Source organism: Arenibacter latericius DSM 15913 (assembly GCF_000424985.1).
Classification (GTDB): Bacteria; Bacteroidota; Bacteroidia; order Flavobacteriales; family Flavobacteriaceae; genus Arenibacter; species Arenibacter latericius.
Window position 1 is genome coordinate 20,755 of the sequence record NZ_AUKX01000006.1, and the last position, 24,082, is coordinate 44,836.

The following is a 24,082-nucleotide window of genomic DNA, read 5'->3' on the forward strand; positions in this document are numbered from 1 at the left end:
TGCCGTATTATCATTAGGAAGTTTAACTGCATTTGCCCAAGAGGGAGAAGGAGTAACCCAAGAGGTTGCTACTGAAGTAGCAGTTGCCCAGGACGACTTTACAGCTATTGAAGCAAGTGAACTACCAGAAGCGGTAAGCACTGCATTAGCTACAGATCATCCTTCCGCTACTATTAATAAGGCTGCTGTGAACAAAGAAGAGCAGTATAAATTAGAAGTTGCTTTAGAAGATGGTACAGAGGCTACTTTGTATGCCGATAAAGAAGGTAACTGGATAGAATTAGAATAATAACTAAGGTTATTAGATTGTATAAAAAAAAGGATTTAATTATTAAAACATTAAAAATAAACATTATGAAAAAGATATTATTTGCTGCCGTATTATCATTAGGAAGTTTAACTGCATTTGCCCAAGAGGGAGAAGAAGTTACACAAGAAGTTGCCACTGAAGTAGTAGTTGCTCAGGACGATTTTACTGCTATAGAAACTAAGGATTTACCAGAAGCGGTAAGTGCTGCAGTAGCAACAAATTATCCAACGGCTACTATCAATAAGGCCGCTGTAAACAAAGAAGAGCAATATAAATTGGAGATTGCCTTAGCAGATGGTACTGCTGCAACCTTTTATGCCGATAAAGAGGGCAATTGGATAGAATTGTAGAATAACTTGAGTTATTTTATTTGTATTAAGTTTGGTTTGGTAAGAGAGGGGTCGCATTTAGCGGCCCCTCTCTATTTTTATGATAATTTTTAATTGCAAATCGCTTACTTATGGTATTTTTACTAATTCTAGCAAAAACGGAATAATATCACTATGTCCAAGTTACTTATCATTGAAGATGATGCTGCCTTTTGCCAGATGTTGCAAAAGTTTTTAATCCGTAATGGATATGAGGTTGAGGTGAGTTTTACCGGGGAGGATGCCAAAATTAAATTTAAGGAAACTACATTCGATTTGGTGTTGACAGACTTACGTCTTCCCAATTACGACGGAATGCAGCTGTTGACCGATTTTAAGGAAATAAATCCAACAATTCAGGTAATTGTTATGACCGGATATGCAGAGGTAGGATCTGCGGTAGAGGCTATGAAAAAAGGTGCTTACGACTATATTTCCAAACCCTTTACACCAGAGGACATCTTAATGCAAATTAAAAGTGCCTTAAGTGAAAAAGTAGTTCCCCAGCCCCCTAAAAAGTCAAACGAACCAAACAAATCCTTATCTGTAGAAAGTACGGATTCCGAAGGCGAAGTAATCACGGGATTAAGTGAAGCATCCTTAAAACTTAGTGAGTATATTAAATTGGTAGCTCCTACGGATATGTCGGTTTTAATTACTGGGGAAAGTGGAACAGGGAAAGAAGTTACTGCCAAAGCCATACACGATCAGAGCAAGCGTAAGGATTTTAATTTTGTTGCTGTAGACTGTGGTGCTATCCCTAAAGAGATTGCTACTAGTGAATTCTTTGGCCATATTAAAGGTAGTTTTACTGGTGCGGTGGAAGATAAAATTGGTCATTTTGAAGCAGCCCATAAAGGGACCTTGTTTTTGGACGAAATAGGGAATCTTTCTTATGGAAATCAAATTCAACTCCTAAGGGCATTGCAAGAGAGAAAGATAAAAAAAGTTGGGAGTACTAAAGAGATAAAGGTAGATGTAAGGATTGTAACAGCTACAAATGAAGACCTTGCTGAAGCGGTTGAGCAAGGGAATTTTAGAGAAGATTTATTCCATAGAATAAATGAATTTTCAATAGAAACCCCGTCTTTGGTGGATCGTTATGAAGATCTTATGTTGTTTGCTGACTATTTCCTAAAGAAGGCAAATAAATCCCTAGATAAGCAAGTACAAGGGTTTTCCGATGAGGTAGTTGCTATTTTTGGAAAATATCATTGGCCAGGGAATTTACGTGAGCTACAGAACGTAATTAAAAGAGCGGTGCTTTTGACTACAGGAGACGTGGTGGAGAAAGAAACCTTGCCTAAAGAAGTGTATAAAACCAAGGAAATTGATTTAGTTGATGAAAATTTTTCCAAAGCAGATTATGAAAAGGAGCAGATTATTAGAGCTCTAAAAAAGACCAATTTTAATAAGTCTCAAGCAGCAAAATTGCTTCAGATAACAAGGAAAACCTTATATAATAAGATTAACCATTATAACTTGGATCTTTAGATAAATAAGCTTCTATCGCTAAAATTAGTACCCTAACCTTATTATTAAGACTACTGTAGGTCTGTTGTAATTCTTTTGCATTGAGTTCTAGCGGTTTTAGGGTTTCCAATTGTTCTAGAATAGGGATAATTTCCTTTGCTTTTAACTGTCTGAACATGGGAAGCATTTTGTGCGAAATAGCATTTATCTCACTACTTTTTTCGCTAGCCATTACATCTTTTAGTTTTTCTAGACTGCTAGCGGTGTCTGTAATGAATGTGTTTAGCACTTCTGCAACCGCCTCTTTGTCGTCCCCTAAAAAAGAGGTTATTACTTCCAAACTAAATAGGGTAGAATTAGAACGGATTTTTTCTTCTTCAGCCATTTCTTGGTCTTTGGTGACCATGCTGGGGAAAAGTGCGCCTAGCATTCCTATAAACCTATCCTTGGCGAATGGCTTTTGCATAATCTCCGCGAAACCATGTTGAAGGTAGTCTTGTCTTTTTAAATCTTTTCTTCCTGTCATTGCTACTATAGGCTGTCCCTTATAATGTTTGTATTCTCCGTTCTGGAGTTTTTCTAATACTTCAAATCCACTAATATTAGGCATTTGAATATCGGTTAATACAATATCATATTCTAAATGGGTATTTTGATCAATATCAAAAAAATTGCTGAAGGTTTGTACTGTAAAATTGAGATGAAGACAGACCTCTTTTAGTAATTTCAACATGGCCGGATCATCGTCTAAGATTAGTAATGAGAGCTTGGCTTGTGGGAGAATTTTTATTTTCTCGTCCGGTTGCACTGGAGCTTTTGATATTTCAAAAGGTATATCTAAGGTGAAAATACTGCCTTTCCCTTCCTCGCTTTTCAAGCTGATTTTGCCCTTCAGTAATTCTGTTATCTTCTTGGAAATTGTAAGGCCAAGCCCATAACCACCATATTTTTTATCGGTATGGTCTTCTGCCTGAGTAAATTCCTTAAAAATCTGTTCTTGTTTCTCCTTTCTTATTCCAATCCCTGAATCTATAATCTGAATTTGGGTGCTATAGGTATCACCAGTTTGTTGAAGAATCTTAGCAGTAATCTTGATAAATCCTTCCTCAGTAAATTTATAAGCATTGCCTATAAGATTAGTCAATATTTGCCTAACTCTAAACGCATCCCCGAGAACCGGATTTTTTAAACGCTCATCCAAATCTAGCTGCAAGGCAATTTTTTTTCCGGAATTTAATTCTTTTAAGTTTTCTGCAGTCTCGGTTATAAGATCGGCTAAGATAAAAGGGGATTCTTCGATCTTTATTTTTCCTGCTTCCAATTTTGAAAAATCCAATAGGTCATTTACTAAACTATCCACGTAATGGGAGGCCGATTTTACATTTCTAAGGTAGGAGACTTGTAGTCCCGTAAGTCCGGTAGTTTCCATTAACTCAGAATATCCTGTTATAGTATTTAGTGGAGTTCGTAAATCATGACTTACTGTAGCTATTAGCTGTTCTCGACTTTTTAATAGGGATTCTGAATATTTCTTTTCCTTTTCAAGCTGTTGTCTAAATAATTGTACCTTCCAATAATCTTTTGTAATAAAAAAGGTGAACAAGGCTACAATTGCAAATCCTAATAAGGCTGCAATACCAGCAAGGCGTATACTTCGCTTAAGGGCTTCTTGTTTTTTTAGGTTATCGTTATAGGACTTAGACAAGACTTCCTGTTCAAAAGCGGAGATAATACTACGTAGCTGTTGGGATATTTCTAAATCTGCCCTACTGAGTTCCATCTCCTTTCGAGCTAGGTTCCGTGAAGTTCGTATATTCTGCTTCTTGGCTTCCTCTAATAGTATTTTTGATGCCGTTATAATAGAATCCATTTCTTTTGCAGTAGCTCTATTGCCTTCGTCAGTAGGGACATTTTCACTGAGGTATTCAACGTAGCTTTTGAGAATTTCTCGTGACTTTTCTGGTAGATCAGCGTAGTTGGGATTAAAACTCTCTGGAGGAAGTTTCCCCATAGATTGCTCAATTTTGCTGAGCTCCACTAGAGCATTATCTATAGAGCTATTGTTCTCACTATTTCTTATTAATCGTAATAGTTCTTTACTATTGAGAACCTTTTTTTTAAGCAAGCTCTGTACACTGTCCAACATTTTTATTTGGTGGTCATTGTTGGTTAGTAGTTTTATAGAATCAATGGAAATAAAAATAGAGTCTATTTTTTTACTATAGGCAGTAAAACTTATTTCTGATTTTTTCTGAATTGCTAGTTTAGAAAGGCTCTCTGCTTGGTACAATTCGGTAAGCAGAGATCCTGTTTTTAATAATTTTGTATCGTTTTCTGCATTGATTTCCGTGGAAACGTATACCTTAATTTCAGTGGTAATAAAATAGCCAGCTACTAAAGCTAATATGCCTAGAGTTAAATAACTGAATATTATTTTAAAGGTAAATTTATTTTTTGTTTTGTTCATAGTCGTTTCTCATTGAAAATGACACGTCTAAATTAAGGTTTTGACCTCCTATATGTCTATAAAAAAAGGTTAATTATTAATTGTGAAATATAATTTTGAAATTGATTACAGTGGATGTAAATTTGCGCCCATCTCAAAGGGGTGCTTGCTTTTGTAGGCTGAGATTATTCCCAAGGAACCTGGGCGGGTAATGCTGCCAAGGGATGCGAAAATCGCGTTCGGGAATTTCTAACGTTTTATTTCTGATACCGTTTTGTTGTCAGGAAAAAACAAAAATCAAATTTTAACAAGAATAATAGCCCCTTTTATTCGTAACAAATGTATTACGAATGAAAACTATGTTCACAACGGCTGCCATTTTTGGAGCCTTATTATCGGCCTATGGCCAAGAAACGCCTAAGGATTCTCTAGAAGGCAGTAAGATTACACTAGATGAGGTGCTAGTTTCCGCGGTTCGGGTTACCCAAGAATCGCCAGTTACCTTCACCAACCTCACCAAAAAACAGATGAAATCTAGGAACTTAGGTCAGGATATCCCAGTGCTAATGAATTTTTTACCAGCGGTGGTAACTACTACTGATGCTGGTGCAGGAGTTGGTTATACAGGTATAAGAGTAAGGGGTAGTGATGGAACTAGAGTAAACGTTACCATTAATGGTATTCCATATAATGACTCTGAGTCCCATGGGACCTTCTGGGTAAATATGCCCGATTTTGCCTCTTCCACTCAAAGCCTACAGTTGCAAAGAGGGGTAGGGACTTCAACAAACGGATCTGGGGCATTTGGAGCAAGTTTAAATGTCCTTACCGATGCCGTTTCAGAAGAAGCGTTTGGTGAGATTAACTCGTCTTTTGGGAGCTTTAATACCCTGAAAAATAACTTGAAGTTTAGTACAGGATTGCTTAATGATCACGTAGAAATCGCTGGTCGCTTTTCTAGAATTACTTCTGATGGTTATATTGATAGGGCCTCTTCCGAGTTAGATTCCTATTTTTTACAGGCATCTTATATGGATGATAAGACCTTGATAAAGGCACTTATGTTTGGGGGGCATCAAACAACTTACCAGGCATGGAACGGGATAGATAGGGACCAGCTCGAAAATAATAGAACCTACAACACCGCAGGGGAATATACCGATGAAAATGGGGTTGTTCAGTTTTATGATAATGAGGTGGACGACTATAAGCAGAATCATTTTCAATTACACTGGAACCAGAAGCTCTCCAATAGTTGGAGTACAAACTTAGCCTTACACTATACTCTTGGGGAAGGATATTTTGAGCAGTATAGAGAAGACGATAAGTTTTCTACTTATGGGATAGACCCCTTTATGAAGGATGGTGAAGAAGTAAATAGTACCGATCTAATCCGTAGAAGGTGGTTAGACAATGACTTTTATGGGGCTACATTTTCTGCTAATTACCAAGATGATAATTTAAATGTGATTATAGGTGGAGGATGGAACAATTATACTGGAGACCATTTTGGTGAAATTATATGGGCACGTTTTTCCAGTAATAGAGGCTATAAAGACAGGTACTACGACGATACCTCCACAAAGGAGGATTTGAATATTTACGCTAAGGCTAACTATAAAATAGATAGGAACTGGAGCGTTTATGGGGATGTGCAATTAAGGAATATCATTTATACTGCTAATGGAGAAGAAACAGGCTTAGTAGATGATACCTTTACCTTTTTTAATCCAAAGGCAGGGATTACGTACGATTTAAATACCAATAATAATTTTTACCTCTCTTATGCGAGGGCAAATAGAGAGCCAAACAGAAACGATTACAAAGGTGGAAGTCCTAAACCAGAAAAACTGGACGATTTTGAATTAGGATGGCGCCATACTTCACCGGGAGTTAGATTGAATACTAATTTGTACTATATGAAGTACAAAAATCAATTAGTACTTACCGGGGAGCTTAATGATGTTGGAGGTCCTTTACGTGCCAATGTTGGTGATAGTTATAGAATGGGGTTAGAAGTAGATGCTATATTTACTTTGGGGGATAAATTTATCCTACGTCCTAATATAGCACTTAGTGATAACAGAAATAAAGATTTTGTATTCCAGCGCGATGGAAATCTAGAAAACTTAGGGGATACCCATATTTCATTCTCCCCAAGTGTTATAGCGGGTAACATTTTAACCTATATGCCCAATACCGATTTACAACTAAGTTTACTTACAAAATACGTGGGCAAGCAGTATATGGGGAATATAGACGCTAAGAGTTCTGTGCTAGATGCCTATTCTCAAACCGATATCAATGTGCAATATGTTATTGAGACAAATAGCTTTATCAAGAACATTGTGCTTTCTGGTTTAGTTAATAATATTTTTGATAGCCTGTATGAGTCTAATGGTTACTTTTTTACATATGACGATGATTATTCTAACCCTGGTACTATTACTACCGTGGAAGGAGCAGGATATTATCCTCAGGCAGGTATCAATTTCTTATTAGGAGCAACATTAAACTTTTAGTTTAATATGTAGGCACGGTATAATTAGTTGATTAAAAGGCTGTAAGATTAGGAAGATGGAGACATGTCTTTTTAATTTTATAGCCTTTTTACTTATAGAAAAATCAAAGAAGTAATTTAGAAGGCACTGACAATGATATAATATATGTTTATCTTATTTAGTTTGTGACTGTTTACTTTCTTAGTGGTAAATTATTATCTAAAACATAATCTAAGTTGTATAGCCACAAGGTTATTAGGTGTCGCTTATTACATTTTAACCTTGTAGCTATATATCTGCCTAACCTTATAATAGAGTTTCTAGACCTTATTAGGAACCACATACGGCGCCCTGTATTCTCTAGTTAAAAAAGCATCTGCTTTTTTATTATCAATAAACGTTTCCGTCTTACCATCAAATTTCAAAGTTTCTCCCACGCGGTAGGCAATATTTGCTATTAATGGGAGTACTGTAGAGGTGTGTCCAACTTCAATATCGCAATTCAATACATCTTGATTTCCGGATCGAAGCCCGTCAATGAAATTCCCAAAATGTCCTTTACTGTCCGGAGCGGTGCGGAAGGAATTATCTCCACCAATAGCAGCGCCAGCTCCCATGCCCGATCCTGCAAAAGGTTCGGTTTCCGAACCCTTATAAGCCTTCCAAGTATCACCATTTATTTCTAGCCATCCCTCGGTACCGTAAAATATATTACCTATTTTAATACCTAAATTGGCTTCGTGGTTAGTGTACCTACCGCGAGTTTCAAATTCTAAAATTTTACCATCCGCATACTCTATGACTGAGGTTTGGGTATTGGGTGTTTCTTGAGAACACTCTTCAGGAGATATTCCGAAAATACCACCCATAGATTGTACTTTTATGGGGTGCTCATTCTTGTTTAGGCCCCATCGGGCAACATCAAATTGATGTGGTCCCTGGTTGCCAGTATCCCCATTTCCTGTGTTCCAGTGCCAATGCCAATTATAATGTCCTCTTTTTTCATTGTACGGTCTATACGTGGCCGGTCCTAACCAAAGATCATAGTTAAGGGTTGCAGGGGGAGTGCTATCTGGGGAGATGCCAAAGGAATCTCGTGGTTTAAAACAGGTTCCACGTGCCATGAATACATCGCCTATTCCCCCACTATGAAGGAATTCTATCGCTTGCATCACGTTACTTATAGAACGGTTTTGAAATCCTACTTGTACTAATCGGTTGTATTTTCTAGCCGCTTCCACCATTTTTCTTCCTTCCCATACATTGTGTGAACTTGGTTTTTCTACATATACGTGCTTTCCGGCCTGGCATGCCCAAATAGTAGATAGGGCGTGCCAATGATTAGGAGTTGCAATAACCACCGCATCAATCTCCTTATCGTCATAAACTTTTCGCAAATCTTCTTCCGTTCCTGGCCTGTTGCCATTTTGATGTGTTGCCGCTAAGGCTACCCGTTCTTCTAGAAATGCGGAATCTACATCGCAAATGGTCTTAATCCTCACACCATCATCATACATTTTAGCAAAACTCTCCATTAATCCTTTTCCACGACCCCTAACACCAATAGATGCCATTATAATACGATCATTTGCCCCTAGAATATTCCCGTAAGATTTAGCAGTAAAAGCCGATGCTCCAACGACAATTCCAGTACTGGCCAAAGTGGTTTTTTTAATAAAATTTCTTCTGTTGCCCATGGTATTTTTTTTAATGGTTGATTTTATAATGAAGTGCCTCAATAGGCTGTTAAAGTTGGTTACTCTTGTGAAAACTGGGAGAATTGTGAATCTAGTTCAGATTTCTTCAATTCTTTACTTGCCACAATAATCTTATATTTAAAAGTGATGTCTTTTCCTTTTTGAATACTTAGGTTTAGGCTTTCCTTACCATCACTAAAAATCTCTTGTCCCAAAGGGTTGGCTGCGAACAGACCATAGCCCCTAGCATGCCAATAAGTAGGATAACCTGGGTTATTCTTATGGTCCATTATTACCAAAGAGATTTTCTCTTTACCAATAGAGGAGGTTAAATTGACCCAATTAGACCTTTTTCCCCAACAATTATTTCCTTTAATTCCTTCACTGTTTATATATTTTCCATTTACCCCTTCGTTGTTGAGGGCTGGTACAGCCGTTGGGAGCCCATTAGTGTCAGTGAAAATACTAGGTTTGTCCGAAGGGTGTTCTAATTCTCTGGCTACTCTGATGCCCAATAGACCTTCCTTATTATCATTAAAGAGTACCTCTCCGTTGGGTGCACTTAGGTTTGTAATCCTATCTATGGAATACTCATTTTTCTTAGCTTTAAAAATGAAGGTGGTATTTTCTTGTAGTACTACCTCCCCATTGGGAGTAAGCCAATCCATGGCTACCCTAAGTAAGCCTTGTTCATTGCCGTCCTCCATTTTTAATATTTTATTATGCACTATGGTGCCGTATAAATGCCTATTTTCTAATTTGATGGAATCCGAATTATTCCAAAAATCTAGCCCGTTTACAGCACCATAATTAAACCATACCCCAACCTGGTGCGGATGATCTACGCGTTCCCCAACTGATGGTTCTAAAGGGAATTTTCTGGTTACAGTACTTCCGTTAGGGGTGATTAGTGGATATAGGATTGGTTTTTTAATGTTGTCTGGGTATTGGTAAGCAGTGAAAAGTTTGCCATCAATCAGTACCGTTACTTTTTTCTCGGCATCGTTCCTAACCAATTGAATTCTTTTTTCTTTAACTGTTTTTACCTTAAATTGACTGGATGTTTTCGATTTCTTTGGATTCCAAGAAGCAGTCCCAATAAAAAAGAAAGGGAGTATCAAGAGAAATGAATAGGCTATTATTTTTGGTGTTTTCATATGGTTTCTATTTATTTTACCCTTTATTATTTTAGATTGGCTACCTTAATATTTCTAAAACTTATAGTCATTTTATTATTAGGATGTACTTGTAAGCCAATGGGGCCCTGTTCTATGAAGCTCTCCGAAGTATAGCTCATTACATGGATATTATTTAGCCAAACTTCATAATACCCTGCAATGGCGATAACTTTTATAGTGTTCCAATCTCTTGGTTTTAGAATTTCCTTTATATTATGCGCCTCAACCGGATAACCGAGTCCTGAGATATAGGGAGATGCCGTCATATCTCGTTTTAAGGAACCGGAGATACCAAGCTGAATTTGCTGCTTATCATTTCTAATGAAGATTCCAGAATCTATCGTTCCTTCCCCAAAACGGAAGTCAGTTTCAAATTTAAAATCCCTAAATTCTTTGTCGGTCCATAATATGGAACCCTTAAGCTGAGGATCGCTTTTTCCAATAAGTACTCCGTTTTGTACAGACCACCATAAATTGTCGGTAGGGACATTCCAACCATTGAGGTTTCTTCCGTTGAATAGGTTTTTAAATTTAGGTTGCTGGGAAAATATCGAAAATGTGGATAACAGAATTAGGGTTAAAATAATTTTTCCTCTCATGATTAAAGTGAATTAAGACTGTGTTTTTATTATGAAGACTAATAGTATCATAGGGTGATAATTTATAGATTCAATTGGTCTATAATAATATTCAAAATCAATATCCCATCGGCATAGATAAAAGCAATTAGAGAGATTTGAGGGGAAGTAAAATCCTTAATAATTATTAAGAATAAATGCCTTTTACCTATAAATCTATTTAAAATAATTGTCAATTTGTAATTTTCATCCTCTTAATTCAGGGGTGAATTCACAGATAAGCAATATTCCATTATATAGTGATAAGAAATATGAAGTAAGAAAGTCGGTGGTGCCGAGTTTAAAGGTTTTTTAGTCGAATATTTTTATATTCTACCTTCATTGGTGGTCCAACATGAATTTGTAATCCTAAGTGCCCCGAGAATTTACGGTTAATAGTATCGTTATCGATAACCTCACTCATTAGAATACCATTCACATAGTGTTGTAACCTATTTCCGATCACAATTAATTTAAAGGAATTCCACTCTTCCTTGTTTATCTCTTCCTTCAAGGTATCAGGATTGCCTAGATGATCAACTATTTCCCTGCTTTGCCATGCATTGTGCTTTATATTTTCTTGTAGAGAACTAGATTCATTTAGATTGGGAGGTGATGTAATTTCTGCCTTCTCACCACGGTAAGCTAAGGTGGTCCGTTTTCTTTCTTCGTAATTCTGCCCCGTATAGTTGTTTTTTCCATCAATATCTGCCTGATATCCTCTTAGAGCATAGGGTATATCGTCTAAAATATCACTTCTATAATTTATCCCGCTATTCCCCGATTCAGAGATGCGAAACTCTAGTTCTAATTCAAAATCTTCTGGCTCTCCACCTTTCCAAATTAGAAACGTATTGTTTTTTAGGGTGGCGTTTTCGTCTAATTCTCCAATTAAAACTCCGTTTTTTGCCCGCCAAATACTGCGGTCTCCTTCCCACCCTTCTAAATCTTTCCCGTTAAATAGGGAGAGAAAACCTGCTTCAGTAGTTTGTATATTCTCGGTTTTTTGCTCCTGATTGGTCGTATTTTTTTCTTTACAAGATAGTACGGTGATAAGGGGGAGGAGGAAGATGAGTTTCCAGAAATTAATTAGTGTAATATCTTTTGTGTTTTTCATGGATGGCGACAGATAGTTGGTGGTTTATTATAGTTGGTGGTTTATTTTAGTGTAAAACGGACTATTTATTTGTAATAGCTTTACTAAAATACGGTTTTTATTTATCTCTTAGGTGAGCTCCTTATTATTTTCATTATAACCACCTTCTTATTCTGTTGATAGTAGTAATGTAACTGCTAATCCCTATTTTTGTTAATAGACTAATCAATAAAACACCAATCTTTTATATGGGTAACGATAAGTATCTTCTACCTTTAAAGTGGGGGATTATTGGGTGTGGAGCAGTAACAGAAGTAAAGAGTGGACCACCCTACCAACAAACTCCCAATTTTCAGTTATACGGGGTAATGAGACGTAATATTGATAAAGCAAAGGATTATGCTAAAAGACATGGTATTCCTAAAGTATATTCCAATGCCGATGATCTTATTTTAGATCCAGAAATAGACGCAGTATATATCGCTACTCCGCCAGACTCCCATAAATACTACGCCTTAAAAGTGGCTGAAGCAGGAAAACCTTGTTGTATAGAAAAGCCAATGGCTCCCAATTATGCCGATAGCTTGGCGATTTATAATAGTTTTTCGGTTAAAGGGCTGCCTCTTTTTATAGCCTACTACCGCCGATCACTACCGAGATTTTTGAAAATTAAGGAGTGGTTAGATCAAGAAAAGATTGGAGCCGTAAGGCAAATACAATGGCAGTATTATAGGCCGCCCAATAAAATTGACTTTAATCCATCTTATAATTGGCGTACCGATGAGGTAGTTGCTCCTGGTGGTTATTTTGACGATTTAGCAAGTCATGGCTTAGACTTGTTTTCTCTCTTATTGGGGGAGATGGAAGAAGTGGTTGGAACTAGTACAAATCAACAAGGTCTTTATTCTGCTAAGGATGCTATAGCTGCCTCTTGGCGGCATAAGTGTGGAGCGTTAGGTGTAGGAAGTTGGAATTTTGGTGCTTTTAATAGGGAAGATAAGGTTGTGATAATGGGTAGCGACGGAAGAATTGAGTTTTCAGTATTCAATGAGGAGGATATTGTTTTGGAAACGAAAGAGGGTGTTACTCGTATTTTTATTGAACATCCTCCCCATGTGCAACAATATCATGTAGACAATATTAGGGCACATTTACTAGAGAACAAGGAGCATCCTTCCTTGGGTAGCTCGGGCTTACATACCAGTTGGATTATGGACCGGATTCTAGGAAACTTGTAAGTTTTAATTGGAAATTACAACCGTATTTCCACTAAATGTAGCTTGGTAAAAAAGCAAATCATGGTACCGTTTTCCATCGTTTGGACGGTTCATCAGTTGACCGGTAAATAGATTGTATTCATACCCTTCGCAAGAACAGGTTACAGTTTGCCCATTTAGTGTCATGGTAGAGCAATTATTGGGAGCATGATTGGGGCAGCTGGCCTCCCATGCTAAAAAATTGCTGAATCCGGTATTGATTACAAATACACCACGAGTGCCTACAGCAGTATTACCAACATAAACGGCATTTCCAGTATTTGTAAGCGGACTGTATAAAGGAAGGTTAAGATTAATAGGAAACCTAAAACTTATCTCTTGTAAATAGGGATTCCTATCAGAGTTGTTTTTGTCACAGGATAAAAAAAAGGCTATTAGAAGCAGTCCAAGAATAGGTTTCATATGTCTTATGGCTATTTAAGATAACTTAAACAAAATTGAACAAAAATTATGTATATTTGTCTAAATCCTCTTTAAAAAAAGAGGATTTTCCTATTTATAAAACGCAGAAAGAATGAGCAAAGTATCTTATTATACAGCAGAAGGGCTGAAGAAGTTAAGGGAAGAGCTAAGTTACCTTAAAGATGTAGAGCGTCCTAAAGCCTCAAAGGCTATTGGTGAAGCGAGGGATAAAGGAGATTTATCTGAAAATGCAGAATATGATGCTGCCAAAGAGGCACAAGGCTTGTTGGAGTTGAGAATCTCCAAAATGGAAGAAACATTAGCTAACGCTCGAGTAATAGATGAATCGCAACTAGATACTTCTAAGGTACTCGTTTTGTCTACTGTTAAATTGAAAAATTTAAATAATGGGATGGAAATGAAATACACCCTCGTTGCAGAGAGTGAAGCGGATTTAAAAGCCGCTAAAATTTCTGTAAATTCGCCAATAGGTAAAGGCTTGTTGGGGAAAAAAGTAGGTGAGGTAGCAGAAATTTCGGTTCCTAACGGGGTTCTAAAATTTGAAATATTAGAAATTTCCAGATAAATTAATATATATAATTAGTGAAGACCTTAATTGTTTGCTGCAATTAAGGTCTTTTGTTTTATACTACACTCTCAGGTATCAATGTCTTTTAGTAACTTGTAATCCTAAAGTGAAAATATGGGTTTAATCACCTGAATTTTCACCCTCAAAATTATTTTTTAATAGTAAAACAGACAATTTCTAATGGCTTCTATCTTTACAAAAATCATAAAAGGAGAGATTCCCTCTTATAAAATCGCTGAGGATGAAAATTTCTATGCGTTTTTAGATATTAATCCAAATGCCGCGGGGCACACGTTATGTATTCCTAAGAAGGAGGTAGACCGACTTTTAGACCTTGATGAGGAAACCTATATGGGTTTAATGGCATTTTCTAGAAAAATTGGTCTAGCAATAGAGGCCGCTATTCCTTGTGATAGAGTGGGGATAACAGTAATTGGCTTAGAGGTGCCACATGTACATGTGCACCTTATACCGCTAAATGAAATGCGCGATGCTACTTTTCAGCATAAGGTGCCACATTCTAAAGAAGATTTTATGGAAATTGCAGAGAAAATTAAAGAAAAAATTAAATGAAATTCTGAACTATAAAGTAGGTTCCTGTAGCAATAATAGAGATTAATAGCAGTACAAGTACATAGAATAAGGTAGTAAACCTAATGGTGGCTTTCTGTGGAGTAGCCATCCTACGGTAGTAATCATATACCCTTTCTATATCCTCAGTCCAGGTTACTGGGTAAATTAAGGAATTGCATTTTTTGCACTTAATTTCGTGTGTAAGATCCTTTGTAGTCTTATCGAAAAACCTACCATAGGTGTGTTTTTGATAAAAAGTAAGTTTTAATTCTTGATTAAAACATTCGGGACAGTTATTGGTCAGGTCTGCTTCCTTCAGAACTACCATTTTCTCCTTTGCCATCACCTTATTTTTTAGCTTTTAATGAAATTTGCATTATGGTACCTTCTTTAGAGGACGAAAGTACTTTAATTTTACCATTATGGTATTCTTCTACGATTCTTTTAACCAAAGAAAGTCCTAATCCCCACCCTCTTTTTTTCGTAGTAGCCCCTGGATTAAATATGGATTGGAAGTTTTTCTTAGGTATTCCAGATCCAGTATCTGATATGAGAATTTTAACATTATTGTTGTTTGGAATTATCTCAATATTTATGCTTCCCTTCCCACGCATCGCGTCTATTCCATTTTTCACCAAGTTTTCAATAGTCCAATTGTAAAGGGCTTTGTTTAACAAGACTGGGTAATGGTCTACATGGGTGTGGAAAGAAAAGTTAATCAGCTTAGAGCTTCTTGCCTTTAAGTAATTATAAGCGTTTTCTGTTTCCTCTACTATATCATGTTCTACAAGAATGGGGAGAGATCCTATTTTAGAAAATCGGTCCGTTATAGTTTCTAATCGGTTAATATCCTTTTCAAATTCCTTGGTAATCTCAGGATTTATATGTTCAGATTTTAGTAATTCGTTCCATCCGAGGAGTGATGATAGAGGAGTTCCAATCTGGTGTGCCGTTTCTTTGGCCATACCTGCCCATAGTTTATTCTGTTCCGATGTTTTATTGGTCTTAAAAAGGAAGTAAATTACTGTTCCAAAGAGAAATATAATTAATAGTAGAGCAATAGGGTAAAACTTTAACTTATTCAAGACCTCCGAGTTACCATAATAAAGAGTAGCTAAATTCTCCCCTTTATATTCAACAAAAATAGGATGGTTCTCCGATTTAAACTTTCTAATTTTCTTATTTATGAAAGTGGTATCTGAAATATTAACCCCTTTCATATTATTAACTTTGATAGAGCCGTCCTTGTTCACCAATATCATAGGGGTAGAGGTGTTGTTCTGAAATATGGTGATATGTAGATTGCCAGGGTCTGCCTCTACAGGGAGGGAAAGAAATTCTGACTGAGCAGTGGCCCATATTTCCATTTTATAACGTTCCTCCTCCTTGAACTTTTTAAAAAAACTATTGGTATTCCATAGTATAAGGCTCACTATAGCAAAGGAAGCTATGAGCAAAAGCAGGTTAGACGTTTTCTTTTTTGGACTAAAATTCATCCATCAATATTATTAATCTTGATAGTTTTAATATAACGTAATTTTCGCAAAGATATTCTATTTTAGTAAGGCGTGGCATATTTCGTTTTATCCGTAATTCACTACCTTTGTAAGCTATGAAGAAAATGGTTTCTCATCTCGTTTCAGAAGTCTCGACTGCAAAATTGCATGGGATTTTGTTGGGCAGTGTGGGACCAAGGCCTATTGCTTTCGCTAGTACCGTAGATAAGGATGGGAGGCCAAACCTGTCACCGTTTAGTTTTTTTAATGTTTTTAGTGCCAATCCACCTATTCTAATATTTTCTCCTGCTAGAAGGGTACGTGATAATACTACTAAACATACCCTGGAGAATATTTTGGAAACTAAGGAGGTTGTCGTAAATATAGTAAACTATGCTATGGTGCAACAGGTCTCTTTAGCAAGCACTGAGTACGAGGATGGGGTGAATGAATTTATTAAAGCCGGATTTACCATGTTAGAATCCGATTTGGTAAAACCCTTTAGGGTGGCAGAATCACCTGTACATTTAGAATGTAAGGTAACCAAGGTAGAAGCCTTGGGGAATGAGGGTGGTGCAGGAAATTTAGTTTTCTGTGAAGTAGTGAAAATCCATCTGGATGCCGAGATTATTGATGAAAATGGAAATGTGGATCAATATAAAATAGATCAAGTGGCGCGAATGGGCGGAGGCTGGTATAGCAGAGCTAATTTGGGCTTGTTTGAAGTTCCTAAACCAATATCTACCTTGGGAATAGGTGTAGATCAGATTCCTAAACATATCAGATTAAGTTCTATTCTTACTGGAAACGACTTAGGGATGTTGGGGAATATAGAGCAATTGCCATCTAAAAAGGAAGTGCAAAATTACATAAACGAAAATAGGGAGCTTCGGACTTTAATTAGCTCTGGAGACCCCAATAATTTACATAAAAAAGCACAGCAGCTGCTAAAGTCAAAAAATGTATTGGGTGCTTGGATGGTTCTACTAGCAGAAAACGAAATCTGATAAAAGAAGGTTGTAACTTTGTACAATTACTCTCTAAGTTTAAAGTAGTCACCGTAAAAATGACGGTGAAAGTAAGTTATTAAAAATAAGGATTTAAGAATTGGGATGTTAAAATTAAGGAGCGGTTATAAGATGGAAGCTTTTGTTCTAGGTGTTCCTTCGCAAAATCCTTAATATTGACAAAAAAAGAATATCAATTAGAATTATATATAGAAAAACAGGAAAATGGAAGTACAAGGGAAAATTAAAATGATAGGTGAGACCCAGACTTTTGGTAGCAATGGGTTTAGAAAAAGAGAAGTGGTAGTAACCACAGAAGAGCAGTACCCACAGCATATAATGGTTGAGTTTGTACAGGATAAAACTGATTTGTTAAACAATTTTGGTGTAGGTCAGCCTGTTAAGATTAGTATTAACCTAAGAGGTAGAGAATGGGTAAATCCACAAGGGGAGACCAAATACTTTAACTCTATCCAAGGATGGCGTATAGAAAGCTTACAACAGCAAGAAGGTGGCGCTGGAATGCCTCCGGTTCCTCCAATGGATGCCTTTGAACCAGCAGATAATTTAAATGAGGAGGATCATGACGATCTGCCTTTCTAGGTGAATAAAGTGGTCTGTTAAGCTAGTAGAAATAGCTTAAGGCCTAAAATAAAGTATATAAAGACCTATCTAGTTTATAACTGGGTAGGTTTTCTTATTTTTAAATATCATAAAATATTAATGAATGTTCTTTTTAGATGACCGTTTTTTATTCCCTAATGTCAACAATGCTGATAAGGAAGGATTGCTGGCTGTTGGTGGGGATTTATCACCCCAAAGATTAATTTTAGCCTATAAAAACGGAATTTTCCCGTGGTATAATGAAGAGTCTCCAATTCTGTGGTGGAGTCCCAATCCAAGAATGGTGTTATTTCCAGACGAAGTTAAGGTCTCTAAGAGTATGCGGCAGTTAATTAATAAGAAGCCTTTTAAAATTACATGGAACTCCCAGTTTAATGAGGTTATAAATAAATGCTCCTCTATAAAAAGAAAAGATCAGGATGGTACATGGATAACAGAAGAGATGAAAAGGGCTTACCTCCGTCTCCATGAGTTGGGCGTAGCAAAATCCATGGAGGTGTGGGAAAATGATACCCTAGTGGGTGGTTTGTACGGGATAGATCTAGGGCATGTATTTTGTGGTGAGAGTATGTTTAGTAGCGTAAGTAATGCATCTAAATACGCATTTATTCATATGGCTAAAGAACTAGGGGAAAAAGGTTATAAGGTGATAGACTGTCAAGTGTACAATTCTCATTTGGCTAGTTTGGGAGCAAGAGAAATCCCTAGAGAATATTTTATAAAACTTTTAAAAGACCCTAAACTGGTTTCTAATAAAGAATCCGATCAAAATTAATGGGGAGTGCTTCCCGGACTTGTAAAAGGACACCATTAGAATTGAACAATAGTTTATAGTCTTGCCTAATTTTAGGTGTTATATTCTTCTTACCTCTCACTAATACTTCATAGGTATTTGTAGGGAGAATTAAATTTTGAAATGTACTTCTAATTGCATCGTCCGAATTGGCAGGATACCATTGCAAAATGCGCTTTACTTTTACTTTTAGAAAATTTCTTTCCATATAGTTAGAAATTTCGGAATAGGTGTCTTTTGGAATATCTATCTCTTTTACAACCAATCCCAATTGTTCAATTTCTCCAAATTGGTCTACATCAATTTCATACTTCATTCTTTTTAATGCAAACTTCACCTTAAATAGGGTGTTCGTAGAATCTACTTCCCTGTAATAGCGAATTCTCTTTGCGGCCTCTGGAATAGGATTTGTACTTATTATTGGAAACTGGGATTTTTTAATTCGATGTTCCCGCTCTTGTTTAGTTTGCGAATAACTAAGTGAACAGAGGACTAAAAAGAGTACTAGAAAAGGGAGGTTATACTTCATGATATCTAAAGCAAGTAGTTTCGTGATCGTTAACCATACCAGTGGCCTGCATGTGGGCATAAATTACGGTACTACCCACAAATTTAAAGCCTCTTTTTTTTAGGTCCTTGCTAATTAGGTCGGACAAGGGTGTTGTAGACGGAGCATCTTTGTAATGTTTAACCTTGTTTTTTATGGGCTTTCCATTTACAAAACCCCATATATAGTCACTAAAGCTACCGTGCTCCTCCTGTATTTTTAAATATGCTTGGGCATTGTTTACCGTAGCCCTAATTTTTAATTTGTTTCTAACAATTCCTGAATCTTGTAGTAGCGATGCGATTTTCTCTTCAGAATAGTTGGCGATTTTGTGGTAGTCAAATTGGTCGAATGCCTTTCTGAAGTTTTCTCTTTTTCTAAGTATGGTAATCCAACTTAATCCGGCCTGAAAGGTTTCTAATATTAAAAACTCAAATAATTGAGCGTCGTCCCGTAAGGGAACTCCCCATTCTTCATCATGGTATTTTTCGTAAAGCTCATCTCCCTTACACCAACCGCATCTATGTTTTTCCATCTGATGTTTAAGTAGTTTAGATTTATAAAAATCAATCTATTCAATTTGGATCAATAAATGATTAATTATATCACTTTTTAATTGATATGAACGATATAAAACTCCAATTATTGTAATTCTGAGCTTTTATAATTCTCAGTTTCGAGCTAGTATTTTTAAGGGTCAGATTTCTCTGATGTTACTAAGTTATAATGTTGATAGCGGTATTTAAAGGTTTTTTTTATGCTTTTGTGAAACGCGTTCTTATATCAGTAACTAATTGATTAATGTCATCTTTTATAGTCTTTGAAATTCTTATTTTTGTGGTTTACAATTATTTAAAATAGAATGGAGCAGAAATCAGAAACACTTGTAGATCATCAAATAATTAATCAGAGCTTAGAAAAAAGTATGAGTTATGATGAATATAGGCAACTGACGGCTAAGTTAGCGGCAGATGGTTTATCTACAGGATCGGTTCAGAATGATAATCTTAGTAATTATACCGCGTTAAATGAAAGGCGGATGAAGCGATTGGATAAAACAATAAAAATTGTACCAGAAATTGCGTCTAAAATAGAAGGTGTAGACAGGAAGATTACCTGGTTGGTATTAACTGAAAGTTGGTGTGGTGATGCGGCCCAAACCCTGCCTGTAATGAATAAGATTGTAAACTTAAATTCTAATATTTCCTTAAGGTTAGTGCTGCGTGATGATAATATGGAGCTAATGGAGCGTTTCTTGACCAATGGAGCTATGGCTATTCCTAAGTTGATTGCCTTGGATGATGCTAGTGGAGAAATTATTGGGGAATGGGGATCTAGACCTACAATTGCGAGGAAAATGGTGCAGGAACAGAAGGAAAAGGTTGGAGAATTTACTCCAGAATTTATAGAAGAATTACAACAATGGTATAATAAGGATAAGGGGCAAAATACAATACAAGATCTTTTACCGCTGCTTTTCTTGGAATAGGTAGGTTATAGTGCCTTTTTGTTCAGAGCGTCCGCCCGAATTAAATTTGGACCTTAAAGCGTACTCAATGGCATTGTCTACTAGACAGCCGTTTAAAGTATTTGAGCTTTTTTTGTTTACTTCGGCCTGTGTAACCCTGCCTAATTGGTCTACTCTAATGTTAATTACCACTTTTCCACCTTCTATACAGGTGTAAATAGGAATAGGGAGGCTAGTATGCCTCCTATTTACTAATGAATAGGAAACAGAGGTCTTACGTTTGGCTAAATTATTGGTCATTACTTCCTTGCTCGCATCTAATTCGCCCATAAGTTCTTGCCTTTCCTTACGTCGTTGAGCAAGTTCCTTTACTCTTGCGGCGTACTCGGAGTCCGACATAAGGAAATCTGTGGGTTCTTCACTTGCCGAAGCTTCTTCCTGTTCTTCCAAGATTTCTTCTAAAGTTTTTAAAGGTTCAGGGCTTCCATAACTAGGTTTATTAGCCTCGTTATAAGCCATGTGGCTTTTTATAGGGGCAGCACTTGCCAGATCTTCCTTCTCCTTAACATCTTCATTTAGCATCTCCTCAAGCTCCTCTTCATCGGGTAAAACTAATTCAATAACATATTCTTCCTTGTCCTTTTGCCCAAGGTGGATATTATAAAGGCACAATACCAACAACGACATGGATAAGAATGTTATTAAGAAAGAAAGCTGATTCTTATTTAAGTTCATAGGTTTATAACCGCGTTTATTCAAAAATATTTTAAGTTATCGATAAACGGGCAGCTTGTTTCTCAACAAGATGAAGTGTCTAGCCGTCTATCTCGAGTAATTTACCAAATTCCTCTGGGCTTATGGCTTTATTTACGTTATAATCACCTATTTTGGTTCTTCTGAGAGTAGAAAGATGTGCTCCCGAGGCTAAGGCTTTCCCAAAATCATAAGCTAGAGACCTAATATAGGTGCCTTTACTGCAGGATACTTTAAAATCTACCTCAGGTAGTGCTATTCGGGTAATTTCAAACTTGGTAATAGAAACAATACGCTTTTTAATTTCTACAGTCTTCCCTTCTCTAGCGTATTCATAGAGTCGTTTTCCATCTTTTTTAAGAGCCGAAAATACCGGAGGAATCTGTTCAATATCTCCTATAAATTGCAAGGTGGCCTTCTGGATCATCTCTTCATTTATATGTTCTATAGGATAGCTTTGGTCTACTTCCGTTTCTAGATCATAAGATGGAGTAGTGGCGCCTAAGGTTATAGTGCCTGTGTATTCTTTTTCTTGTCCCTGTAGTAGGTTTATGGTCTTAGTTGCTTTTCCTGTGCAAATTAATAATAAACCTGTAGCCAATGGATCTAATGTTCCAGCATGACCGATCTTTATTTTTTTTAGCTGAAATTTTTTGCGGATAGCCCATTTTAAGGAGTTTACAGCTTGGAAGGAACTCCAACCCATTGGTTTGTCTATGAGTAATACTTTGCCTCCCAAAAAATCTTCCTTGGTCATTATATAACGGTTAATGGACTAATAAAATAATGTATGATTAAGATTGCAACCCCTATAATAACCCTGTAGTATCCAAAAATTTTAAAACCGTGCTTACTTAAATATCCGATAAACGATTTAATAGCGAAAAGCGCCACTATAAAACCAACCACATTTCCTATAATTAAATAGTTAATCTGATCACTGGTCAAGGTAAACCCGTCCATGTAATAGTCGTAAGATTTTTTTAAAGTTGCTCCTAACATAGTAGGTACGGCAAGGAAAAATGAAAATTCTGCTGCAGCAGTTCTAGAAAGCTTTTGCGTCATTCCCCCTACAATACTAGAACCACTTCTAGACATCCCAGGAATCATAGCTAAGCACTGAAAAAGTCCAATTTTAAAAGCAGTGGAATAAGAGATCTCGGTATTTTCACAATCACCAAACCAATCATCAACCTTTAGGAGAACTAATCCACCTAATATTAAGGTAACTGCTACCGTAATAGGACTTTCTAAAAGAGAGTCTATAAAATCGCTTAATAGAAGTCCAAAAACAACTGCAGGGATAAAAGCAACTAATAACTTGAAGTAAAAATCGATGCTTTGAATAAATCGTTTAAAATAAAGTACTACAACTGAGAGGATGGTCCCTAGCTGAATAACGATTGTAAACAATTTAGTGAAATCTTCATGTGCAACTCCAAAAAATGATGACGCAACAATTAAGTGGCCAGTAGAAGAAACAGGTAAAAATTCAGTAAGCCCTTCAATTATGGCGAGAATAATAACTTTTAATATATCCAAAACTATTTTTTCTTATGAGGATTTAACAGAATAGCATAAACTTGAAACCCTAGACCGATTAATACCATGGTAGGGGCAAGACGAATTCTTCTAAAACTATATACTTGTGGGTTAAAAACGGAGGTATCATCCATTCCACCGCCGCTCATTAGGATAAATCCTAGGGCGATAAATGCTAGCCCAATAAACATAAATTGGTAGTTCCTCTTTTGAAAGACAAATTCCCTAGTCGGCTTTTTTACCTGATTATCATTTTTTTTCTTGCTCATGCTGCAAATTTAATAATATAAATCATCTGTCCTCAAGTTTAGGAAGCGTTGTGTTGCAAAAAAGGTGCTTATTAGTGAAATTAATACCCCTAAACTAAAAACTCCGATAAATAGAAGTATAAGAAAGGTAGGGTCTTGGAAAAGATTTAATTCTGGGAAACTCTGATCTACATAATATAGTACTACTCCGAGTGCAATTAATGCAAGAATCGCTCCTAGCATCCCTAGCTTTATATTTGTCCAGAGAAAGGGTCTCCTTATAAAAGATTTAGTGGCTCCAACCATTTGCATGGTCTTTATAATAAAGCGTTTAGAATAAATAGAAAGTCTTATAGAGCTATTTATTAGTAGCACCGCGATAAAGGTGAAGGCTCCACTTGCAATTAATATCCAGAAACTTAATTTCTTAACGTTATCATTAAGTAAAGTAATCAAGGGCTGGTCATAGCTAACCTCTTCTACATACCCTTTTGTGGATATTTCTTTGGCAATATTAGCAATAGAGTCCGTTTCTACGTAGGCTGCATTTAGCTTAACGTCTATGGAGTTTTTTAGCGGATTATATCCCAAAAAGTCTAAGAAATTCTCTCCAATCTCCTCACTGTGTTTCTCTGCTGCCTCCTCTTTGGAAACATAAGTGGCGTTTTTAGTGTATGGCGCCATAGCTAAACTTTTCTGTAATTGGTCTATTTCAATTTCTTTGGCGCTATCCTTTAAAAATACAGATATTGTTATTTGTTCTTTAAAATGGTCAGCCAACTTCTTGGTGTTTAAAACCAACAGCCCCAATATACCCAATAGAAATAGTACTAGTCCAATACTGAGGACTACCGAAAAATAAGAGGTAATTAGCTTTCTTTTTTGGAAACGTTCAAAAGATGTGCTCATAATGGAAAATGAATGTGTAAAAATAGTAAAGTTCATTGAATAAAAAATAGAAGGCACAACTTCATTTCTCAAATTCACTTTTATAAAATGGTGAAAGGAAGAGGCTTCTTAAAATTAGAGGTGAAAGTTGCAAAATTTAAAATAGTTTTAAATGGATATTTCTAACGC

The 24,082-nt window shown here is 36.4% G+C and carries 26 protein-coding genes; 11 read left to right on the forward strand and 15 right to left on the reverse strand.

Annotation, left to right across the window (positions count from 1 at the left end):
• The 3 genes from H344_RS19680 to H344_RS0103900 all read left to right on the forward strand — a co-directional run.
• The coding region (locus tag H344_RS19680) for a hypothetical protein (protein ID WP_034256132.1) at positions 1–289 on the forward strand (289 nt) is incomplete at its 5' end.
• 65 nt (positions 290–354) lie between these two features.
• The gene (locus H344_RS0103895) at positions 355–660 is read left to right on the forward strand and encodes a hypothetical protein (RefSeq protein WP_026809092.1); all 306 of its coding nucleotides are present in this window, start codon (positions 355–357) and stop codon (positions 658–660) included.
• A 153-nt stretch (positions 661–813) separates the two neighbouring features.
• Positions 814–2,172: a sigma-54-dependent transcriptional regulator gene (locus tag H344_RS0103900; RefSeq protein ID WP_026809093.1), complete on the forward strand. Its 1,359-nt coding sequence runs from the start codon at positions 814–816 to the stop codon at positions 2,170–2,172.
• Here H344_RS0103900 and H344_RS0103905 read toward each other — a convergent pair.
• A complete protein-coding gene (locus H344_RS0103905) occupies positions 2,147–4,618 on the reverse strand; it encodes a hybrid sensor histidine kinase/response regulator (RefSeq protein WP_026809094.1) in 2,472 nt (823 codons plus the stop codon). The two genes, H344_RS0103900 and H344_RS0103905, sit on opposite strands and share 26 nt — an antisense overlap.
• Before the next feature lie 329 nt (positions 4,619–4,947).
• On the opposite strand from H344_RS0103905, the gene H344_RS0103910 reads away from it, so the two are divergent.
• Positions 4,948–7,119, forward strand: a complete 2,172-nt coding sequence (locus H344_RS0103910; RefSeq protein ID WP_026809095.1) for a TonB-dependent receptor — start codon at positions 4,948–4,950, stop codon at positions 7,117–7,119.
• A 299-nt stretch (positions 7,120–7,418) separates the two neighbouring features.
• Here the strand turns inward: H344_RS0103910 and H344_RS0103915 are convergent, their stop codons facing one another.
• The 4 genes from H344_RS0103915 to H344_RS0103930 form a co-directional block, all read right to left on the reverse strand.
• Complete coding sequence (locus H344_RS0103915) at positions 7,419–8,795, reverse strand: Gfo/Idh/MocA family protein (protein ID WP_026809096.1); 1,377 nt, start codon at positions 8,793–8,795, stop codon at positions 7,419–7,421.
• A gap of 59 nt (positions 8,796–8,854) precedes the next feature.
• A complete protein-coding gene (locus H344_RS0103920; protein WP_084148734.1) occupies positions 8,855–9,952 on the reverse strand; it encodes a DUF6807 domain-containing protein in 1,098 nt (365 codons plus the stop codon).
• A gap of 26 nt (positions 9,953–9,978) precedes the next feature.
• On the reverse strand, positions 9,979–10,572 hold the full coding sequence (locus H344_RS0103925; protein WP_026809098.1) for a 3-keto-disaccharide hydrolase: 594 nt from the start codon (positions 10,570–10,572) through the stop codon (positions 9,979–9,981).
• A gap of 319 nt (positions 10,573–10,891) precedes the next feature.
• Positions 10,892–11,707 carry a 3-keto-disaccharide hydrolase gene (locus H344_RS0103930; RefSeq protein ID WP_026809099.1) on the reverse strand — a complete coding sequence of 272 codons (816 nt, stop codon included), beginning with the start codon at positions 11,705–11,707 and terminating at the stop codon, positions 10,892–10,894.
• A gap of 227 nt (positions 11,708–11,934) precedes the next feature.
• Here H344_RS0103930 and H344_RS0103935 point away from each other — a divergent pair, with 227 nt between their 5' ends.
• The gene (locus H344_RS0103935) at positions 11,935–12,924 is read left to right on the forward strand and encodes a Gfo/Idh/MocA family protein (RefSeq protein ID WP_026809100.1); all 990 of its coding nucleotides are present in this window, start codon (positions 11,935–11,937) and stop codon (positions 12,922–12,924) included.
• A gap of 3 nt (positions 12,925–12,927) precedes the next feature.
• Here the strand turns inward: H344_RS0103935 and H344_RS0103940 are convergent, their stop codons facing one another.
• On the reverse strand, positions 12,928–13,365 hold the full coding sequence (locus tag H344_RS0103940; protein WP_026809101.1) for a Rieske (2Fe-2S) protein: 438 nt from the start codon (positions 13,363–13,365) through the stop codon (positions 12,928–12,930).
• Positions 13,366–13,477: 112 nt separating this feature from the next.
• Between H344_RS0103940 and greA the strand changes: the two genes are divergently transcribed.
• Both greA and H344_RS0103950 read left to right on the forward strand, forming a co-directional pair.
• A complete protein-coding gene (gene greA, locus H344_RS0103945) occupies positions 13,478–13,951 on the forward strand; it encodes a transcription elongation factor GreA (protein ID WP_026809102.1) in 474 nt (157 codons plus the stop codon).
• A 183-nt stretch (positions 13,952–14,134) separates the two neighbouring features.
• Positions 14,135–14,527, forward strand: a complete 393-nt coding sequence (locus H344_RS0103950) for an HIT family protein (RefSeq protein ID WP_026809103.1) — start codon at positions 14,135–14,137, stop codon at positions 14,525–14,527.
• Here H344_RS0103950 and H344_RS0103955 read toward each other — a convergent pair.
• The gene (locus tag H344_RS0103955; RefSeq protein WP_026809104.1) at positions 14,520–14,870 is read right to left on the reverse strand and encodes a hypothetical protein; all 351 of its coding nucleotides are present in this window, start codon (positions 14,868–14,870) and stop codon (positions 14,520–14,522) included. The two genes, H344_RS0103950 and H344_RS0103955, sit on opposite strands and share 8 nt — an antisense overlap.
• A 4-nt stretch (positions 14,871–14,874) precedes the next feature.
• Complete coding sequence (locus H344_RS0103960; protein ID WP_026809105.1) at positions 14,875–16,023, reverse strand: sensor histidine kinase; 1,149 nt, start codon at positions 16,021–16,023, stop codon at positions 14,875–14,877.
• A gap of 125 nt (positions 16,024–16,148) precedes the next feature.
• Here H344_RS0103960 and H344_RS0103965 point away from each other — a divergent pair, with 125 nt between their 5' ends.
• The 3 genes from H344_RS0103965 (at position 16,149) to aat (ending at position 18,429) form a co-directional block, all read left to right on the forward strand.
• Entirely contained in the window at positions 16,149–17,030 is an 882-nt protein-coding gene (locus H344_RS0103965) for a flavin reductase family protein (RefSeq protein ID WP_034256134.1), read from the forward strand.
• 225 nt (positions 17,031–17,255) lie between these two features.
• Complete coding sequence (locus tag H344_RS0103970) at positions 17,256–17,633, forward strand: DUF3127 domain-containing protein (protein WP_026809107.1); 378 nt, start codon at positions 17,256–17,258, stop codon at positions 17,631–17,633.
• Positions 17,634–17,757: 124 nt separating this feature from the next.
• The gene (gene aat / locus H344_RS19685; protein WP_051254093.1) at positions 17,758–18,429 is read left to right on the forward strand and encodes a leucyl/phenylalanyl-tRNA--protein transferase; all 672 of its coding nucleotides are present in this window, start codon (positions 17,758–17,760) and stop codon (positions 18,427–18,429) included.
• Here the strand turns inward: aat and H344_RS0103980 are convergent.
• Both H344_RS0103980 and H344_RS0103985 read right to left on the reverse strand, forming a co-directional pair.
• Complete coding sequence (locus H344_RS0103980; protein WP_026809108.1) at positions 18,404–18,976, reverse strand: hypothetical protein; 573 nt, start codon at positions 18,974–18,976, stop codon at positions 18,404–18,406. The two genes, aat and H344_RS0103980, sit on opposite strands and share 26 nt — an antisense overlap.
• Positions 18,966–19,529 (reverse strand): DNA-3-methyladenine glycosylase I, encoded by a 564-nt coding sequence (locus H344_RS0103985; protein ID WP_026809109.1) that lies wholly within the window; start codon positions 19,527–19,529, stop codon positions 18,966–18,968. Before H344_RS0103985 ends, H344_RS0103980 begins: the two co-directional genes overlap by 11 nt.
• 327 nt (positions 19,530–19,856) lie before the next feature.
• Between H344_RS0103985 and H344_RS0103990 the strand changes: the two genes are divergently transcribed.
• Positions 19,857–20,483 carry a thioredoxin family protein gene (locus H344_RS0103990; protein WP_026809110.1) on the forward strand — a complete coding sequence of 209 codons (627 nt, stop codon included), beginning with the start codon at positions 19,857–19,859 and terminating at the stop codon, positions 20,481–20,483.
• Here H344_RS0103990 and H344_RS0103995 read toward each other — a convergent pair.
• The 5 genes from H344_RS0103995 to H344_RS0104015 form a co-directional block, all read right to left on the reverse strand.
• Positions 20,460–21,197, reverse strand: coding sequence for a hypothetical protein (locus H344_RS0103995; protein ID WP_026809111.1), 738 nt, complete (start codon positions 21,195–21,197; stop codon positions 20,460–20,462). The genes H344_RS0103990 and H344_RS0103995 overlap by 24 nt on opposite strands.
• A gap of 79 nt (positions 21,198–21,276) precedes the next feature.
• Positions 21,277–21,972, reverse strand: coding sequence for a tRNA pseudouridine(55) synthase TruB (truB, locus tag H344_RS0104000; RefSeq protein ID WP_034256123.1), 696 nt, complete (start codon positions 21,970–21,972; stop codon positions 21,277–21,279).
• Positions 21,972–22,757, reverse strand: coding sequence for an undecaprenyl-diphosphate phosphatase (locus H344_RS0104005; RefSeq protein WP_026809113.1), 786 nt, complete (start codon positions 22,755–22,757; stop codon positions 21,972–21,974). The genes truB and H344_RS0104005 overlap by 1 nt, the downstream gene beginning before the upstream one ends.
• 2 nt (positions 22,758–22,759) lie before the next feature.
• A complete protein-coding gene (locus H344_RS0104010; protein WP_026809114.1) occupies positions 22,760–23,026 on the reverse strand; it encodes a DUF3098 domain-containing protein in 267 nt (88 codons plus the stop codon).
• Between the two features lie 9 nt (positions 23,027–23,035).
• Positions 23,036–23,914, reverse strand: coding sequence for a cell division protein FtsX (locus tag H344_RS0104015; protein ID WP_026809115.1), 879 nt, complete (start codon positions 23,912–23,914; stop codon positions 23,036–23,038).
• Positions 23,915–24,082: the final 168 nt, after the last annotated feature.